The following is a 17,609-nucleotide window of genomic DNA, read 5'->3' on the forward strand; positions in this document are numbered from 1 at the left end:
TCATGGTTATTAAGGAGGTGAAATATCATGGCAAAGAATAGGAAAAGCCGATCCGAACATAAAAACAATGCACTTCCAAAGGATCCGGAATTTATGGATGACAGAGAGAATGGTCTCGAAAGAATCGCTTTAAAAGCCCAAAGAGACAATACCAAGTAAACATATGGGACAGTTAAACTGTCCCTATTTCCTTCTATCCTTCCGGCCAAAATGCGTGTGGAATACTGTTTGAGACTTAGTATCCGCTTCTATATTGTCTAGGAATGGCTTCTTAACCTTATCCATAAGCAGACTCTCCAGCTCTATAAGCCTTTTGGGTCCGAATCCTGTTAATTTTCCAGCTATTATCACCTTAAAATCTTCATATTGCATATACATTCGAATGCCTCCTTGACCGGTTCTTTTCGTTTTTCCAATGGTAAAATCAAATTCATATTTTTGCTCAATATAGGAGGAGACCTCCGGAAGCCCCAAGTTCTCGTATAAAGGCGGAAATCGATGATGAACAGGAGGATCGGTAAACCGTATGGAATCTATGTACATAACCCCTCTCCTCTCAATGTTTACAGTAATTATCCCCAATTAGAAGCGGATTAACGCGGAATTGTATTTTCCGGTATGGGCTGATAAAATCCTTATGATAAAAGTTGAAAAAAGGAGTTATTTATTATGATTAATAAAATTGGCAAAGTCACAGTATACGTTGAGGACCAGGAGCAGGCAAAAGACTTTTGGCTGAATAAAATGGGGTTTGTGCTCAAGCTCGAGCAGCCTATGGGCCCAAATGCATCCTGGATTGAAGTGGGACCAAGCGATGATGAATTTACAACTCTGGTACTTTATTCAAAGGCAGCCATGGAACAGCAAAATCCGTCTGCAGTTGCCCACCCATCCATCCTATTCAGCACAAATGATATTGAATCTGCCTATGAACAAATGAAACAGAATGGCGTGGAAGTTGAAGATATGCTAAAGATGCCTTTTGGAACGATGTTTACATTTAAAGACCAGGATGGAAACAGCTACTTATTGAGAGAGGATAAGTAATACTAAAGAAGACCTGTCCTTAAAAATGTTAAGTGGACAGGCCTTTTTTTATCCTTCAAATGCTTTCTTCAAAGTATTCAAATCAATCTTTTTCTCCATTTGAAGCAATGCCTTCATTACTCGCTCGCTTTTTTCAGAATCATGGCTGCTGATCATTTCGCCTAACTCTGCAGGTACGATTTGCCATGATACCCCAAATTGATCCTTAAGCCAGCCGCATGCCTGTGCCTTCATGTCCCCGCCTTCGCCGAGCTTTTCCCAATAGTAGTCTATTTCTTCTTGACTCTCACAATTGACAATTAAAGATATAGCCTCATTAAACTTAAACTTCGGCCCGCCATTCAGTGCCGTAAACTCCTGTCCCTCCAGCTGAAATTTCACAGTCATAACCTTTCCCTCTGGCGCGCCGCTATGTTCGTTCCTTTCATTTCCATAGCGGGTAATCTGGATGATAGCTGAGTTCTTAAAAATTGAAGTATAAAAGCTTGCTGCCTCTTCAGCTTCTGTGTTGAACCATAAATTTGGCATGATTTTTTGGATTTTATGTTTCATGCTATCAACTCCTGATATAATCTTCTTCTTTCCCATTTTAGCCTATTTTTCAGTTTAATATTTAAAGGGATTATTATTTGCCTAATAATCAATAAAGCCTGCCGCTCTAGCGACAGGCACAAATCCTTTATCCCAGAAAACGATGATACAGGTTCTTTGCCTGGAGAATGTCTTTTACCCCATGCACCAGCACTCTTCCATCCTTAAATACAACCACTCTGGCTTCATCGACCGAAAATGAGAGTAAATAGGGATTGCTCTCTACACTGATCCCTTGAGCTGCCAGCGATTTCCCCAGATACGCAACATCTACAGCCTGCAGAGCTGAAGGCCGGATCTGAACGGTATCCCGTCCGCAAAGCAGAGCTGTTTTAGTCTGGTTTCTATAGTCCAGGAATGGATAAACTGGCTTAGCTCCGCATGATTCACACTGCGGATTTTTTAAGGAGGAAACATTAACATAACGAAATTGATTTTTCCATATATCAAAAGAAACAAGTGTCCCGCGCACGGAATCAAAGTCTTCTGCCAATATCTTTAATGCTTCAGCAGACTGTTGTGCCGCAACCATTTGAATAGCCGGCTGAATCACACCAGCGGTATCGCAAGTGGCTCCTCCTAATGGCAATTTATCCATAAGGCAATGCAGGCAGGGTGATTCCCCAGGCAGAATGGTATAGCTTAAACCATAGCTCCCCACACAGCCTCCATATATCCAGGGAATCCGGTACTTTTGAGAAATATCATTGATCAGGAAGCGAATATCAAAATTATCAGTTGAATCAACAATTACATCAACACCCTCAATCAGCTCTTCCATTTCCTGTACACCTACATCCATAATACGAGGGATAATTTTGACCTCAGAATTAATGGCTTTCAGGCGTTTAGCTGCTGCGATCGCTTTTGGCACTTTTCGGATTGCATCTTCTTCACAATAAAGCTGCTGGCGCTGCAGGTTACTCCATTCCACATAATCCCGATCTGCAATGGTTAATTGGCCGATGCCTGCCCGTGTGAGCGTTTCTGCATTTGCAGCACCTAATGCACCAGCTCCTATAATCAGGGCGTGTTTTTCCATCAGCTTTAGCTGTCCTTCTTTACCAATCGGAGAAAATAACATTTGGCGGGAGTATCGCTCCTTCAACTAAAGACCGTTCCTTCCACCGGACTGCTTGCTGCTGCATAACGTTTTTTAGGCATCCGTCCTGCTTCATACCCCAGTCTTCCTGCTTCGATAGCGAGTTTCATAGCTTTTGCCATTTTTACAGGATCATCGGCAGAGGAAACAGCCGTATTTAATAACACTCCATCTGCACCCAGCTCCATTGCCAATGCTGCATCTGCCGGGCTCCCAATTCCGGCATCCACAATAATCGGCACAGCAGCCTGCTCTGTAATAAATTGAAGATTAATAGGATTAATGATTCCCTGCCCTGACCCAATTGGCGAAGCACATGGCATGACTGCATGGCAGCCTAGTTCTTCAAGCTTTCGCGCAAGGACGACATCATCAGAAGTATAAGGAAGGACAATAAATCCCTCGTCCAATAGAATCTCCGCTGCTCTTATTGTTTCAATTGGATCTGGAAGAAGCGTTTTGCTGCATCCAATTACCTCAACCTTAATCATGTCACAGAGCCCGGAAGCTTTGGATAGCCTTGCTATTCGGACAGCCTCCTCAGCTGTACTCGCTCCTGCCGTATTAGGGAGTAATTTATATTTTTTTAAATCCAGCTTTTCTAAAAAGTTGGGCTGGTTTGCTTCGAAAATGTTCATACGGCGTACGGCAAACGTAAGCACCTCTGTTTCTGAAGCTTCCACAGCTTCCTTTTGCACATCAAAGTTTGGATATTTTCCTGTCCCAAGCAGCAGCCTGGAGCTAAATTCATACGGTCCAATTTTCAACATATCATCCGCCTCCTACAAAGTGTACAATTTCGATTCGATCCCCATCTGATAAAACCGTTTCAGCATACGCAGATTTGTCCAAAATATGCTGGTTTAACTCGACAATGACTACCTTTTTTTCCAAATGAAAGTGCTCGAGCAAAAGTGAAACTGATTGAACTGACTTCGGCAGCAGCACAGCATCACCATTAATGACAATATTCATATAACCACCCCTTTTGACGATTGGTCTAAATATTCAAGGCGGGACAGCTCAAACGGGTTAGGCTTCTCCGTCCTGCCTTCGAGGATGTCTGCCATCAGCTCTCCTGTTGCCGGAGCGAGGAGGATCCCATTGCGGAAATGCCCCGCTGCAATATATAACCCATCAATGACTGGATGTTGTCCCAAAAAAGGCTGCCCATCAGCCGATTGCGGGCGAATTCCTGTCCAGGCTCGTTCCCATTCTGCATTCGCGATATCCGGCACCAGGTTTTGAGCCTTTTCCATCAGCTGGGAAATCCCCTCAACGGTCACCTTTTCATCAAATGAGTTTGCTTTAACCGTTGCCCCAACTACCAGCCTTCCGGATTGCTTGGGAACGATATAACATCCGTGTGAAAAGATCGTCCCTTGTACAAGCGTTTTATCAGCCTTGACCGAGAAGCACTCGCCTTTAACCGGAATAATGGGCAGCACAAGGCCCGTTCTTTCAAGAATCTCCCTGCTCCAGGCACCGGAAGCAACGATAACGGAATCAGCCAGAAATTCTCCCTGGCTGGTTCTAACCCCATACACCCTTTCACCTTTTAAAATAAAATCTGTTACCTGTGTATACTCAAAAATTTCTGCGCCGAGGGTCATTGAAGCTTTTGCAAAGGCAAGGGATAATTCATATGCCTGTACCTGTCCATCATTCGGTATATACATCGCCCCCCTTAATTTGGCTGATACGAATGGTTCACGTTTAATCAGGTCATCAATGGAAAACCATTCGGCATCCTCGCCCGCTTTTTGCTGATTTTCTATTAATCTTTTTAAACTCATCTCCTCTGCAATATTATCTGCCACTCTATATACACCCTTATTTTGATAGCCGATATGCACTTGTGATAACTCTTCCAGTTCAGGAATCAGGGTCCGGTACATGGAGCGGCTTTTGCATGCGAGCTGGAACAGCGGGCCGTCTTCGGTCAGTTCCGTTTGTGCTCCTAAAATTCCAGCAGCCGCCCCGGAAGCCTTACCAGCTATTTTTCCCTTATCCAAAACAGCCACTTTATACCCTCTTTTTGCCAGTTGAAAAGCAATGGAGCTGCCATTAATGCCTCCGCCGATTATAACGGCGTCAAACCTTTTCCTCATCATATCCCCTCCTCATTTAACATTTTTGAAAAGAGCTTTGCTGCCTCCGCAGGCTCCTTTGCCTGCAATATCCCTGACATGACAGCAATGCCATCTGCCCCTGCCTCCAGGACTTCAAGTACGTTCTCTGGTTTAATGCCTCCAATTGCCAATACCGGAATGTCTACTGCCTTTTTTAGAGCCTCCAAAGACCCCGTGCCCCTTGGCGGGATTCCCTTCTTGGAGTCTGTTTCGAATATATGCCCATACAGGAGATAATCAGCCCCCTGTTTGGCAGCCTCTTCAGCTTCCTCAAGTGAATGTACAGAACAGCCGACAGGTAAATGCGGAAAACGCCTTTTTACAATATCAGCCGGCAGACTGTGGTAAGCAAGATGCACACCCGCTCTAAACGCCCAGGCAACATCCGCGCGATCATTTATAATGATTTTACGAATAGGAATTCCTTTTTTAAGAAGATGCTTTACTCCGGCAAATAACTCCCTTGAGGTCCAGTGTTTTTCCCGTAAGTGGAATTTATCAGTAAAGGGTTCCAGTTCAACAGCTATTTCAGAGAAGTCCTCTGGAGAAAGCTTTCCGTCTGATATAACATGCAGCTGTTTCTTCATAGCAGTCCGCCCCTTTGCTTTTTTAGATTTTTTTGCAATAAAAAAACCACCTTCTATGTAGAAAGCGGGGCTATGAGGCCATAGAATTCAGGCCCGAACCTCCACTTCCCTACGCTGGCATTCAGCCAGATCAGGTTCCAAGGGTCTTAAAGCCTTTGCTTTAATCTCAGCCTTCAATCAGGCACCCCCAGCGGATATCATTCTATTAAACTATAAAAAGACTACTGATAAATGTTTCCCCCAGCCTTATTAAATTCCTCAGCTTTTTCTTCCAGTCCCTTCTGTATCGCTTCGCTGGTTTCAAGCTGATGCTCTTTTGCATAATTCCGGATATCCTGCGAAATTCTCATGCTGCAAAATTTTGGCCCGCACATGGAGCAGAAATGAGCGGTTTTTGCCCCTTCAGCCGGAAGGGTTTCATCATGGAATTCCAATGCCCGCTCAGGATCCAATGAGAGGTTGAATTGATCTCTCCAGCGGAATTCAAAACGGGCTTTTGACAGGGCATCGTCCCTTTTTTGCGCACCAGGATGCCCCTTTGCCAAATCTGCTGCATGAGCGGCAATTTTATACGTAATGACGCCTTCACGCACATCGTCTCTATTTGGCAAACCCAAATGCTCTTTAGGGGTGACATAGCAAAGCATCGCCGTTCCGTACCAGCCTATCATGGCAGCCCCGATGGCAGAGGTAATATGGTCATAGCCAGGAGCTATATCTGTCGTAAGAGGCCCAAGCGTGTAAAATGGTGCTTCCTGACAGATTTCCAATTGCTTATCCATATTCTCCTTGATTAAATGCATGGGAACATGGCCGGGCCCCTCGACCATTACCTGTACATCATGGTTCCAGGCAATTTTCGTCAGCTCACCAAGTGTTTCGAGCTCCGCAAACTGTGCCTCGTCATTTGCATCTGCAATCGATCCTGGCCGGAGTCCATCCCCTAAGGAGAAGGCCACATCATAAGCTTTCATGATCTCGCAGATTTCTTCAAAGTGTGTATATAAAAAGTTCTCTTTATGATGATGGAGACACCATTGGGCCATAATGGATCCCCCTCTGGACACAATTCCAGTCAGTCTTTTGGCCGTAAGCGGTACATAACGTAAAAGGACACCTGCATGAATTGTAAAATAATCAACACCCTGCTCTGCCTGTTCGATTAAGGTATCCCTATACACTTCCCACGTGAGATCCTCAGCAATTCCATTCACCTTCTCCAAAGCTTGATATATCGGCACCGTCCCAACAGGAACAGCAGAATTTCTGATAATCCATTCACGTGTTGTGTGAATATTTTTGCCAGTTGATAGATCCATAATTGTATCTGCTCCCCAGCGTGTGGCCCATGTCATCTTCTCAACCTCTTCTTCAATAGAAGATGAGACTGCTGAGTTTCCAATGTTCGCATTAATCTTTACATGGAAATTCCGTCCGATTATCATTGGCTCTGTCTCAGGATGATTGATATTAGAAGGAATAATGGCACGTCCTCTCGCTACTTCGGACCGAACAAATTCCGGTTCCATATTTTCCCGAATGGCTATAAACTCCATCTCCGGTGTTATGATCCCTTTTTTTGCATAGTGAAGCTGGGTGACATTTTTCCCTTTTATCGCTTTCAGTGGCTTGCGGGATAGACATGGAAAAAGTTTATGATTAGCACGCGGATCATCTTCATTAAGGTAGCCGTTGTCCTCGGGCTTTATTTTCCGCCCATCATATTCTTCTACATCTTCGCGTTCTTGAATCCACCGGCTTCTTATAGGAGGAAGCCCTTTTTTTAGATTTGCCGTATGCTGAGGGTCTGTATAAGGGCCGCTCGTATCATAGACGCGAACCGGCTCATTTACTTGCTGACCAAAACTTCCGGTGGTGGGACTTAATTCTATCTCACGCATCGGAACCTTTATGTCAGGTCTCGATCCTTCCACATAGATTTTCCTGCTGCCAGTAAAGCTCGACATAATAAAAATACTTTCATGATTTAATGAACTTGCAGTCATTGTTATCTCTCCCTTATTCAAAAATATAGGGACGAGACCTGGAACCGGGAAGTGCCGGATATGTAAAAAAGCCGGTCCACATAATGATGGACCGGCTTAACCGCAGATGTCTTTGCACAAAGAAACTTTTGCACATTCTAACTTCCCCACGCTGGTATAATCCAGATCAGGTCCAAAGAGTCAAGAAACTTTAGCGCGTTTCTCTCTCAGCCCAAGCTATTGGGCACCCCTAGTTATTACTATTTAATTCTACTTTAGTATACATAATTCAGAAAACAAATAAAAGGTATTTCTGCAAACGTGAATCAAAAAGCTTTCACCTTTTCACGCATGGATCCTTCTCCTAAATGCCCTGCGGCATTTCTGATTAGACATTCAAATTCTAAAAAAAACATAAAAACGCCTGACATAAGCAGACGTTTTTCCATAAATTTAAGATGTGCAGCATCATTTAATTCTCTTCTGAACCCCCTTCGTTCATATCCAGATTCTCTTCACCCTGTGGAGATTCTTCATTCATTCCGGGATCCTGCATTTCACTATCTTCCTTATTGTTTTCATCCATTTGATTATCTTCCAATTCTACATCTTCGGTTTCCGGCGGCGGCTCCTGCTCATCTGTTCCGCACCCTGCCAACAATAATCCTGCACCTAATGGGACTGAAAGCAAAAGCTTCTTATAATTCATGTGTTTTCATCTCCTTTGGCAGTATTATGTTTCTTTAAGACCTTACCCATTCGGCAGGATTACAAACTTGACATCCTATCATCCGATTAAATTCCTGATTCAGGCAAATACTAACCCTGCCACAACTACTGGAGGACGAAGAATGAAAATGCTTTTCTCCCTTATATTATTTAGCATCCTGGGAATGCCTTTATACAGCGGACAGCATGCAAAATATGAACAATGGAATCAGCAGGGTCTTTCTGAAGGATATCACGGCCATGTGGAAGAACGCATAGAAGAACCATATAAGCATATTCAATTGCTGGGCATTAATGATTTCCATGGGCAGCTGAATGTCACTCGTCTGGTCAACGACAGGCCAGCAGGACGTGCTGATTACCTTGCTGCCTATTTACGTAAGCGTGCTGCTGAAAATGAAAATACCCTTTTGCTTCATGCTGGGGACATGATTGGAGCCAGCCCGCCGGTATCTGCGCTTCTGAGGGATGAACCGACTATTGAATTTTTGAATAGGATGGGGTTTGATATCGGCACGATTGGCAATCATGAATTCGACCGGGGTTCTGATGAGCTGCTTCGCCTGCTGACAGGCAGCAGCCCTTCTGCAGTAAAAGATTACTCTGGATCCCAATTCCCATGGATTGCAGCCAATGTCATAAATCAAAAGTCAGGTAAACCATTCCTTCCTCCCTATAAGATAATAAACATTAGCGGCATCCCAATTGGATTTATCGGAGTCATCATGAGAGAAACACCAGCTATAACAGCACCTGACAGTGTGAAAGATTTAATCTTCACTGATGAAGCTGAAGCCATCAACAAATATACCCGGGAACTTCAAAAACAAGGTGTAAGAGCCATTGTAGTATTAGCACATGTTCCAGGCGAATCCAGACCAAATGGACAACAAGCCAGTGGCCAGCTGATTGATTTGGCACATCTAGTGGGTGATGAAGTAGATGTCATTTTTGGAGGACACAGCCATACTTATCTGAACAGTGTTGTAGATGGTAAACTCCTGGTCCAGGCCTATTCATACGGCACCGCCTTTTCTGATGTAGATATAGAAATAGATCCGCAGACTAAGAATATTGTCCGCAAACACGCAGAAATTGTAACTGTTTATCAGGATCGGATCGAGCCTGCAAGCGATATAACCAGGATAATCGATCGGTATGAAAAAAAGGTAGAATCTGCTGTAAACAGATATATTGGCACTGCTGCTATTCCAATCACGGCCGAACAAAACATAAGCGGTGAATCAGCCTTGGGCAATCTTATTGCTGATTCTCAGCGGTCAGCAATGAACACAGACTTCGCTTTTACCAATCCGGAAGGAATCCGCGCAGACATTGATGCCGGCCGTGTTACCTGGGGAAATTTATTTGGGGTCCTTCCCTTCAGTAATCTGCTTGTCAAAATGGACCTGACTGGCAGCCAAATCCGTGAGGTCCTCAATCAGCAATGGCAGCCTAATATAACTAGAATTCTACAGATATCCGGAATTACTTATACTTGGGATGACAGCAGGCCTAAAGGTGAAAAAGTAATAGATATATACCTTCCGGACGGAGCAAAACTCGAACCGGCCAAGATCTATTCGGTCACTGTAAATACTTATCTCGCTAATGGAGGAGATAATTTCACCGTATTTCTAAATGGGATAAATAGAGTGACTGGCCCCAACGATATTGATGCACTGGAGAAGTATATTCAGCAGCTCCCGCAGCCGTTTAGTTATGCGATTGATGGACGCATAAAAAGAATGAATTAAAAGGACAGTCATGGCGACTGTCCTTTTTCTTGTCCATTTGATACTAATAGCAGGATCTGACTCATATCTTTTCAATAGGATTAAACATGAAAGGAATGGGATAATGAAAAAATATATTTATTTTCTCATGCTGTTCGGCGTTTTCTTTCCCTTTTTTCATAAGACAGCCATTGTTTATGACAACTGGAGATTGTGCACTACTGCTTCTAAATTAATCGGGATCAGGCTATATGGACTGGATTCCATGAGAAATCTCCTTATTTCAGCACTGGCGGCCCTCGCTGCTTTCTTTTTCACACAGCTATTTATAAGATGGGACAGCAAAAATAAAATCTAGCTTTATCACTATTCATATATAGTAAATTGAGGTTTAGTCGGGTGATCAATGACAAGTGCGTCTTTTGGAAATTTTAATAGCTTTTGAAAAAGTGCAAGATCACCAATACAGCCAACTGTCATTATCGCTCCCAGGATTGATAATCCGGGCATATTAAGGACAATTCCAAGAACAAGCGGACCTAAGCCAGTTGGAATGAATGGCAGCAATAAAACCTTTTTCATTTGCTGAACAGTCACTGGCTGTTTGGCATGAGCATAAGCAGCACCTATTTTCCAATTGACTCCCCAGTCTAATTCCTTCCAGGGAACTTTGCCAATATAGCGAAAGCCTGCCAAATGGATGGCTTCATGGAGAATAATGATAAGGATCATTCCAGCAAAGAACATTAGCATACCTGCGAAACCAAAACTCATTTCTCCACCGCCGTAAATCACAGCATGTAAAATGAGGACCCCCAATATAAGCGCTATTGTCGCAAGGAATAAGTAAATCTGCAGCTTCATCATTGAAATAGAAACAACCGTTGCTCTTTTATTTTCCAATCTTTTCACCTCTTCAGAATTGGTCAATACTTTACCTACGTATCAGGCAACAGGAAGTTTCAAATCCTTTCACTTTGTCATGCATTCCTCCTTCTTTTGCCTCATGCTCGTGTTTTCGAATTAACAGTTTCTGCCCAAATGGACCTAAAGTAGCTGAAAACACTGTTACCATCACTGATCGCCTTGTATAATCAAGGCAAGAAAGCTGAGAAAGGACTGTGATAAGGAAAGTGCTGTATATATGGGATATTGAAAAAATTATTATACATACATTAAACGAACTGCGCCTCAACATAAATTACGAGTTCAGCAATACTCTCGCTTCACCTATGAGCTACAACGTATCAACGAATACAATCAAATTTAACTACCTGAAAGTGAATGGCTACATAGCCAAAATCAATTTTAAAATAAAAGAGACGAATGAGAATCTGATAAAATTAATGCTTTATCATGAGATTGGCTATTATCTGGATTTCAAAAAAAACAAACATGACATCCGAACCCTTATGTACGGGGATGATGACGAGAAAGAACAGCTCATGGCTGAAATAGAAAAAAACTCCTGGGATTATGGAAGAAAGATAGTGCCTGAACATTTGGTTCATGCCTATGATCATTTTAGGGACTTGGCTAAAATGTTCAGCTGAAAACGAAATGCGCCTCATCTTGAGACGCATTTCGTTTAATTTGGTTCAACATGGACATGAACATCATAAACACCATGATCCTGCATCATTACTTTTTCCACGTGTGTCGCAATATCATGGGCTTCCTTAATATCAAGCGTAGAATTAACCAATATGACCACATCAATCACTTCATTGTTGCCATAGCTTCTGCCTTTAATATCTTTTATGCCTTTAACCCCGTTTACTTTTTTGATAACATCCTGATATTTTTTTATCTTTTTTTCATCAAAACCATCTGACAGCTCATGGGAAGCTTGTACAAAAATATCCCAAGCCGTTTTACATATTAAAAGCCCGACTATAATAGCTGTTAACGGGTCGAGCCATGGCATGTTCAGCTGTGACCCAAATATCCCTATAGCTGTGCCGATACTCACCCAGGCGTCTGAGACATTATCCTTAGCTGCTGCCATTACGGCCTTACTGTTAATTTTAATGGCTAATTTTTTGTTGTATCGGTACACAAAGTACATTGCCGCTCCTGAAAAAACACCGGTATATGCCGCAAAAATATCAGGAGATTCATTAACTCCTTCAAAAATCGATGAAACAGCATTCAACAGTACTTGAATGCCCACAGCAGCCATAATGAAAGACGCTACCATGGATGCAATGGTTTCACTCTTCCAATGTCCATACCCATGATTTTTATCCGGCGGACGCTGAGAAATCCTAAGACCTATAAGTACTGCAATTGAAGCAATAATATCCGTTGTATTATTTAATCCATCCGCTTTCAACGCAGCTGAATCACTCATATATCCAATTGCTAACTTTAGTATTGAAAGACATATATAAGCTGCGATGCTAATATACGCAGCCCGCTCACCTAATTTAAGATTTTGATACTTTTCTTCTTCCATGCCCCAAGCCTCCTACATTACCCTTGCTTATATTACCAAGCGGGATTCGGTTGGGTCTAGAGCAATCTTTTTGTCTTTTATTAAATAAATAAGCAAAGTGCAATTAAGTTGGACTAACGAAAATTAAGCCAGCCTCGTAATAGGCTGGCTTGATTCATATCAATTTATATATGAAGGAGAAGACATAATTCAAACCGTACGTTGATAATAGATTTTCATCAAGAAAATCTAAGCCCCTTTGAGACTTGCCTCAAACAAATCGATAATTTCCAAAAACCTCTCTGCTTCCCTAAATGTATGATCAGCCAGAAGAGGATGAATATTGCTTTTGATGCGACATGCCTCTATTAATTCCCTGGCAGTTTTCTTAAAATCCCTTAATGAAGCAACAGATACTTTATTCTGGTTTAAGAATTGGCTCATGATTGGCTTCGTTTCGGATTGAGGCTGCATTGAATCCAGGTCCACGGCCTGAAATACCAATTGATCGAAATCATGGCTGAACTCCCTGGCCTGTTCCACCAGCTTTCTTTCAGAAGGGTCTAATAGATGGCCGATAAATTTAGCATGATCGGCCATGATCCTTAGGAAAAATACATTCTCTTCTATTATCGCTTCTGGCTTTGGAGCGAGTATCCCGGAGTTAAGATCTTTTAATCGATTAGCAAAATAAGCTGCTTCCCGGCTGATGTGGTCAATTAATAAAGGATAATTATTTGAACGAATTTCACATCTTAATGTCAAACCTAATACTTTTCTTTTATAGCTCCAGATAGCGGCAGCTGCCTGATAAACCTCGTTATTAAAAGCTTGCACTTGGCCAAGTTCGGAATTTACATTAAACCTTGCCAGCTTCTCCTCAATTCTTTCAAACACAGCAATAAACTGCTGCGCCTCGGCAATAAGCTGTTTCTGTTCATATGTAAAACCCAAACTCAAAAACAAGGCATGTTCTTTCATGATTCTTGACCAAAATTTAATTTCATCCAGTGATCTAGCGACAATTGGGTTCGCCATGTCTTCCCCTCCTTAATTACTCACTCCTACTCATATATATTTAGGATCTTTCGTTATTATTCCATTTTAAAAATCTCTCACTAATCCATTACTTTATGGGCAGATAAACTGGCTGAAAATATAAAAGCTGTTTCCTATAAGAAAGCAGTCATTCTTTTACCCATACTTTGAAAAATCCAGAAAATAGCTATAAACCAAGTAAACTACCATCGCAAACGCAGTTGAGATAAAGCCCCAGCCGAGGGTAATCTGCTCGATTACCAAGTAGTTATTGCAAAGCTGTATAGGCGACCAGATATAAAGCCATCCCAGAGCTAAAAAAAGAATAGTAAAGAAAATAATGAAAGCATGCTTCCAAAATGAACTTAGCTTTGGCCAGCTGTCCCGCAATGGCACCCCCGCCAAAAATGGCAGTGAGACAAATTTAAAGACTTCTATACTTGTAAGCGTCAAAGCTTCGTCCATCGTCCTTGGCAGAGACCAATACACCATAATGACTGAAAACAGCAATAGACCGGGAACTCCATTTTCATTCCATTTTGAGAAAAACTCAGGAAAGCGATTTTGAAAGAACTTGGCCATGAATAATCCGGAGATCACCAGCAGGGGCATTTGCATATGCATGTGGGTAATCATGATGGATTCCAGCAGATTAGCTACAGGAGGCAGCGCCAATGCAAGGAGCAGGAAAAATCCGTAAACTGGTGATCTCATCCTTCTTCCCTCCCGCTGCGCAGAATCTCCGTTACCCTATCAGCCGCTTTATCAATGAATGTGTAGTCCATCACTTCGATTAACTGTCCTTTGGAGTTTACCAGATAAAAAGCAGAGTTATGGGCAAAGTTGCCGTATTCATCCGGTATGACAATGACCCCAAACCGGTCCAGCAAAGAGTTAAGTTCCTCCTGATCTGGAATTCTGGCCATTCTCCACGTTTTTCCGTCACTGCCAAAAGCTTTACGGTAAGTGTCCAATGTTTTCGGATCGTCCCTCTCCGGATCAAAACTGATGCTCAGGAACTGAATGTCATCGCCAATATACTCTTTCGGAATTTGTTTATATACTTCTGACATATTGACTTCCAGCTCAGGGCAAACAGTACCGCAGGAAGTATATAAAAAAGTAATAAAAACATACTTTCCTTTAAATTCCGAGAATGAGTAGCTCCTTCCATTATTATCTTCAAGTGTTACATCCGGGAACTGAGGCTTTTCATCCATTAACTGATTAACCCTGGCTGTTTCAGCCGTAAATGCCTGAAACCCATCTGTGCCAATGTAAAAAAGAAATGTGCCAAACATCAGTACAAGCAAGCTTGATAAAGCCGTTCTATTTTTGGGAATCATGATTCATCACTTCCTTTTAAAAGAAAGAGACAGCCCAGAGCCGAGCTATCTCCCTTTCCTTACCAGGTTTTATATGGAGGTGAACCTGGAGGCGCGTTGACTATAAAATCGACCAATGGAATGACGTATGCCATGCCGACAAGGGCAATCATACACACAATCCATAATCCCCAGCGCTCTGTCCATCTAGGTGTAGGCGCTTCATCCTCTTCCACTTCCGCAACAGGGAATTCTGTGTTCCCTTTTGGTGCAAAGAACATGAGGTAGAATACGGCATATACCTGCATGAGTACACCAATCATCAGCAGGGTACCGCCTATGGCCAAGAAGAACAGATAAGGATCCCAGCTTAAAGCAGTCGCATTGTCAAAGTATGTTGAATAGGACGTCCTTCTTGGAGAACCCAGCAGCCCTACCCAGTGCATTGCACCTGACATGATGATCATACCGAGCGTCCATATGATCGTTTGTATAACCCCAAGTTTATTGATCTGCGGTGTCAGCACTCTTTTTGATACATAAGGAATGAGCCAATAGCTGATGCCGAAGAATGTCATGACCACTGACATGCCAAGTGTTAAGTGGAAATGGCCGACAATCCACATTGTGTTATGGACTACCTGATTCAATTGATTTGTGCTTTGTACAATTCCGCCCGCCCCTGCAGGAATAAAAGCAGCCATCGCGATAAATGGTGCAAGGAATCGTACATCTCCCCAAGGAAGTTTCTTATACCAGCCGACAAGACCTCTTCCGCCTTTCTTTCTCGCTGTACGCTCAAATACTGCAAACATAGCATAAGCAGTCATTAAAGAAGGGAAACCAATTGCCAGACTCATAAACACGTGCATGTATTTAACTGGCTCTGAAATACCAGGATCTATAATTTGATGGTGGAAACCGCCTGTAATATTCATAATAACGAGTGCGATTACTACGATCCTTGTTAAAAGGTCATTCCACCTTTTTCCCCCAATGATCTTTGGAACAATGACATACCAGGCAGAAACAGCTGTTAAATACCAGATGTTAACCAGCGTGTGTCCGAAAGCCCAGAACAAAGTGCGTGCAACCATTACATTAATTGTCTCCACCCACCCAAAAGCCCATGGGATAATCGTAAAGACTTCAATCGCTACAGGTATGCTGCCGAAGAATAAGAGAACAAAGACCCCGGTTGCAAAGAAAGAAAGGATCGGTATATGCTGGCCCGGATTCCTCTTTCTCCAGCTGGCCACATTGATGAAAGCACCAAAGGCGCCCATCCAAACACCCAATACGATAAATACTAATCCTATATAGAAAATGGGTGAAGCAGCCATTGGCGGATAGAATGTATACATAACTGATGCTTCATTCATTAAAATCGGAATCACCGCTAGGACAAATCCGAAAATCTTCATCCAGAAGCCAATCCATGCCATCTTTCTGACCTTAGGAAGCAGGCCGCCCAGTGTATGGGATAACCCGGCATAGAAGTATCCGATTGTGAAGAAAGCCGACAGTACGACTACCAGCAGAAGGCCATGAGCTGTAAGTACCTGATAATAATTCAGCCATGCCGGCAATTCAAACATTCCAGCCCGATTCAGGCCTTGCAGCAATCCAAGTATTCCTCCCAAAAGGATGGCCAGGAAAGCAACAGATAAATATGATTTCGTTAATTTTGCATCCTCAAGGCTAATTCCCATAATTTTATTTGCTTTATCCTTAATAACTTGTGTTCTTCCAGATTGCTTAATAACTGTTTCCACTGTCTATCACCCCTTTATTTCACCGTAATGGTCGTGCTCATCATCTGATGGCCCGCACCGCAGTACTCATTGCAAAGTACTAAATATTCACCTGGCTTATCAAATTTCTGAGTGATCTTTTGTACATAGCCAGGTACTACCATAGCATTTAAGTTAGTTTCTGCAACCTGAAACCCATGAACGACATCTTTTGACGTCAATGTAAAATGAACTGTTGATCCGGCAGGCACCTCAATTTCATTTGGGGTAAAGCTGAATACCTGAAGCGTCATGACTACTTCATACTCTTTCTCGCCTATCTTCTTAATCCCTGGATTATCGAACGGTGCTGTTTCATCCACTTTCTGCGGATCAATTCGCTCTCCATAGCTCGGCGGCCCCAGCTCCAGGGCGAATGTCTGGTAGCCCGTAATCAGCATGAATCCAATAATCATCCCAAAGCTTAGAATCAGCCATATCTTCTCTGACCGATGCATCATTTTGTATCCCCCCTATAATCTGGCCATATACAGGCCATACACTATTAAATAAGTAACAAAGATCCCAAGCCCTACAACTGTAACTGAAAAGAACGTACCCTTTAGAGAGTTATGTTCCTTTGAACTGCTCTGGTTCACTTTTCGTGCATCCACCTTCCATCAGCTCCTTAGCTTTGTTACCTACATCATAGTTGAGAAGGGTTTTCATAAAAGTGAATTGAATCACACTTTTTTCATATATCTTCAAAGCAAAAGGCCTGCAATTTTGGTTAAACACTGTAGTACCAAGGGTTATCTCTATTGAACAGTGCTCTGGTAAGCATATAGGTTCACAAATAGTTCACAAAAAGTCACTTACCAGAAGTCCTATAATGATCATAGAATTTCAAGCTTGTAAGATGGTATTTTATGTTAAAATGATTTTGAGGGATGTAAACTATTGTTCTTAAACTAAACGCAAGTTAAGAAATTAATTAAAATTGGGGTGACTATTTTGGATGCTTTCGTGATTTTAGCTTTTTCATTAGCTGCGGGTGCGTTCTCTTTTGCATTATTTTCAGATGGTAAAGTTAAGAAACTTGAAAAGAGAGTGAAAGATTTAGAAGATAATATAAACGAAAATTAGAATGGCCAGACTAAACTCAAG

23 protein-coding genes and 2 riboswitches are annotated in these 17,609 nt (G+C 42.4%); of the genes, 6 read left to right on the forward strand and 17 right to left on the reverse strand.

Translation table 11 applies throughout. The features are described 5' to 3' along the window. Window positions 1-27 precede the first annotated feature (27 nt). Window positions 28-159: a hypothetical protein gene (locus NSQ49_RS09995; RefSeq protein ID WP_268891636.1), complete on the forward strand. Its 132-nt coding sequence runs from the start codon at window positions 28-30 to the stop codon at window positions 157-159. A gap of 24 nt (window positions 160-183) precedes the next feature. Here NSQ49_RS09995 and NSQ49_RS10000 read toward each other — a convergent pair whose 3' ends face one another. Continuing rightward, window positions 184-543 carry a hypothetical protein gene (locus tag NSQ49_RS10000; protein ID WP_159862405.1) on the reverse strand — a complete coding sequence of 120 codons (360 nt, stop codon included), beginning with the start codon at window positions 541-543 and terminating at the stop codon, window positions 184-186. 126 nt (window positions 544-669) lie between these two features. Between NSQ49_RS10000 and NSQ49_RS10005 the strand changes: the two genes are divergently transcribed. Next, window positions 670-1,047 carry a VOC family protein gene (locus NSQ49_RS10005; RefSeq protein ID WP_159862406.1) on the forward strand — a complete coding sequence of 126 codons (378 nt, stop codon included), beginning with the start codon at window positions 670-672 and terminating at the stop codon, window positions 1,045-1,047. A 48-nt stretch (window positions 1,048-1,095) separates the two neighbouring features. On the opposite strand, the gene NSQ49_RS10010 is transcribed toward NSQ49_RS10005, so the two are convergent. The 8 genes from NSQ49_RS10010 to NSQ49_RS10045 all read right to left on the reverse strand — a co-directional run bounded on the left by NSQ49_RS10010 (window position 1,096) and on the right by NSQ49_RS10045 (window position 8,153). Further along, on the reverse strand, window positions 1,096-1,599 hold the full coding sequence (locus tag NSQ49_RS10010; RefSeq protein WP_159862407.1) for a VOC family protein: 504 nt from the start codon (window positions 1,597-1,599) through the stop codon (window positions 1,096-1,098). Window positions 1,600-1,726: 127 nt separating this feature from the next. Continuing rightward, window positions 1,727-2,746, reverse strand: a complete 1,020-nt coding sequence (locus NSQ49_RS10015; RefSeq protein ID WP_159862408.1) for a MoeB/ThiF family adenylyltransferase — start codon at window positions 2,744-2,746, stop codon at window positions 1,727-1,729. Next, window positions 2,743-3,510: a thiazole synthase gene (locus NSQ49_RS10020; protein ID WP_159862409.1), complete on the reverse strand. Its 768-nt coding sequence runs from the start codon at window positions 3,508-3,510 to the stop codon at window positions 2,743-2,745. The genes NSQ49_RS10015 and NSQ49_RS10020 overlap by 4 nt, the downstream gene beginning before the upstream one ends. 1 nt (window position 3,511) lies before the next feature. Next, on the reverse strand, window positions 3,512-3,715 hold the full coding sequence (gene thiS, locus NSQ49_RS10025) for a sulfur carrier protein ThiS (RefSeq protein ID WP_159862410.1): 204 nt from the start codon (window positions 3,713-3,715) through the stop codon (window positions 3,512-3,514). Continuing rightward, window positions 3,712-4,851 (reverse strand): glycine oxidase ThiO, encoded by a 1,140-nt coding sequence (thiO, locus tag NSQ49_RS10030; protein WP_159862455.1) that lies wholly within the window; start codon window positions 4,849-4,851, stop codon window positions 3,712-3,714. Before thiO ends, thiS begins: the two co-directional genes overlap by 4 nt. Further along, window positions 4,851-5,459 carry a thiazole tautomerase TenI gene (gene tenI / locus NSQ49_RS10035; protein ID WP_251283589.1) on the reverse strand — a complete coding sequence of 203 codons (609 nt, stop codon included), beginning with the start codon at window positions 5,457-5,459 and terminating at the stop codon, window positions 4,851-4,853. The genes thiO and tenI overlap by 1 nt, the downstream gene beginning before the upstream one ends. 89 nt (window positions 5,460-5,548) lie before the next feature. Continuing rightward, window positions 5,549-5,658: riboswitch (TPP riboswitch) on the reverse strand. 22 nt (window positions 5,659-5,680) lie between these two features. Further along, window positions 5,681-7,465, reverse strand: a complete 1,785-nt coding sequence (gene thiC, locus NSQ49_RS10040; protein WP_159862412.1) for a phosphomethylpyrimidine synthase ThiC — start codon at window positions 7,463-7,465, stop codon at window positions 5,681-5,683. 126 nt (window positions 7,466-7,591) lie between these two features. Next, window positions 7,592-7,706: riboswitch (TPP riboswitch) on the reverse strand. A 210-nt stretch (window positions 7,707-7,916) separates the two neighbouring features. Then, a complete protein-coding gene (locus NSQ49_RS10045; protein ID WP_159862413.1) occupies window positions 7,917-8,153 on the reverse strand; it encodes a hypothetical protein in 237 nt (78 codons plus the stop codon). Window positions 8,154-8,295: 142 nt separating this feature from the next. Here NSQ49_RS10045 and NSQ49_RS10050 point away from each other — a divergent pair, with 142 nt between their 5' ends. Both NSQ49_RS10050 and NSQ49_RS10055 read left to right on the forward strand, forming a co-directional pair. Then, window positions 8,296-9,930, forward strand: a complete 1,635-nt coding sequence (locus tag NSQ49_RS10050) for a bifunctional metallophosphatase/5'-nucleotidase (RefSeq protein ID WP_236566123.1) — start codon at window positions 8,296-8,298, stop codon at window positions 9,928-9,930. Between the two features lie 103 nt (window positions 9,931-10,033). Beyond that, the gene (locus tag NSQ49_RS10055) at window positions 10,034-10,267 is read left to right on the forward strand and encodes a hypothetical protein (RefSeq protein WP_159862414.1); all 234 of its coding nucleotides are present in this window, start codon (window positions 10,034-10,036) and stop codon (window positions 10,265-10,267) included. 8 nt (window positions 10,268-10,275) lie between these two features. Here the strand turns inward: NSQ49_RS10055 and NSQ49_RS10060 are convergent, their stop codons facing one another. Next, on the reverse strand, window positions 10,276-10,812 hold the full coding sequence (locus NSQ49_RS10060) for a DUF3267 domain-containing protein (RefSeq protein ID WP_159862415.1): 537 nt from the start codon (window positions 10,810-10,812) through the stop codon (window positions 10,276-10,278). 218 nt (window positions 10,813-11,030) lie between these two features. Here NSQ49_RS10060 and NSQ49_RS10065 point away from each other — a divergent pair, with 218 nt between their 5' ends. Beyond that, window positions 11,031-11,462, forward strand: a complete 432-nt coding sequence (locus NSQ49_RS10065) for a hypothetical protein (RefSeq protein ID WP_341070723.1) — start codon at window positions 11,031-11,033, stop codon at window positions 11,460-11,462. Between the two features lie 35 nt (window positions 11,463-11,497). Here NSQ49_RS10065 and NSQ49_RS10070 read toward each other — a convergent pair whose 3' ends face one another. The 7 genes from NSQ49_RS10070 to NSQ49_RS10100 form a co-directional block, all read right to left on the reverse strand. Beyond that, entirely contained in the window at window positions 11,498-12,367 is an 870-nt protein-coding gene (locus NSQ49_RS10070; RefSeq protein ID WP_159862416.1) for a cation diffusion facilitator family transporter, read from the reverse strand. 228 nt (window positions 12,368-12,595) lie between these two features. Beyond that, window positions 12,596-13,384, reverse strand: a complete 789-nt coding sequence (locus NSQ49_RS10075) for a DUF2935 domain-containing protein (protein WP_159862417.1) — start codon at window positions 13,382-13,384, stop codon at window positions 12,596-12,598. A 156-nt stretch (window positions 13,385-13,540) separates the two neighbouring features. After that, window positions 13,541-14,098: a hypothetical protein gene (locus tag NSQ49_RS10080; protein WP_159862418.1), complete on the reverse strand. Its 558-nt coding sequence runs from the start codon at window positions 14,096-14,098 to the stop codon at window positions 13,541-13,543. Then, window positions 14,095-14,730 (reverse strand): SCO family protein, encoded by a 636-nt coding sequence (locus NSQ49_RS10085; RefSeq protein ID WP_159862419.1) that lies wholly within the window; start codon window positions 14,728-14,730, stop codon window positions 14,095-14,097. The genes NSQ49_RS10080 and NSQ49_RS10085 overlap by 4 nt, the downstream gene beginning before the upstream one ends. Window positions 14,731-14,789: 59 nt before the next feature. After that, window positions 14,790-16,484, reverse strand: coding sequence for a cbb3-type cytochrome c oxidase subunit I (locus tag NSQ49_RS10090; protein ID WP_159862420.1), 1,695 nt, complete (start codon window positions 16,482-16,484; stop codon window positions 14,790-14,792). A 14-nt stretch (window positions 16,485-16,498) separates the two neighbouring features. Beyond that, window positions 16,499-16,963 (reverse strand): cytochrome c oxidase subunit II, encoded by a 465-nt coding sequence (locus tag NSQ49_RS10095; RefSeq protein ID WP_035333055.1) that lies wholly within the window; start codon window positions 16,961-16,963, stop codon window positions 16,499-16,501. A 12-nt stretch (window positions 16,964-16,975) separates the two neighbouring features. Then, window positions 16,976-17,116, reverse strand: a complete 141-nt coding sequence (locus tag NSQ49_RS10100) for a cytochrome c oxidase subunit 2A (protein WP_159862421.1) — start codon at window positions 17,114-17,116, stop codon at window positions 16,976-16,978. A 340-nt stretch (window positions 17,117-17,456) separates the two neighbouring features. Here NSQ49_RS10100 and NSQ49_RS10105 point away from each other — a divergent pair, with 340 nt between their 5' ends. Next, on the forward strand, window positions 17,457-17,588 hold the full coding sequence (locus tag NSQ49_RS10105) for a hypothetical protein (protein ID WP_268891637.1): 132 nt from the start codon (window positions 17,457-17,459) through the stop codon (window positions 17,586-17,588). Window positions 17,589-17,609 lie beyond the last annotated feature (21 nt).

This window comes from Cytobacillus sp. FSL R5-0377 (assembly GCF_038004385.1).
Lineage (GTDB): Bacteria > Bacillota > Bacilli > Bacillales > Cytobacillaceae > Cytobacillus.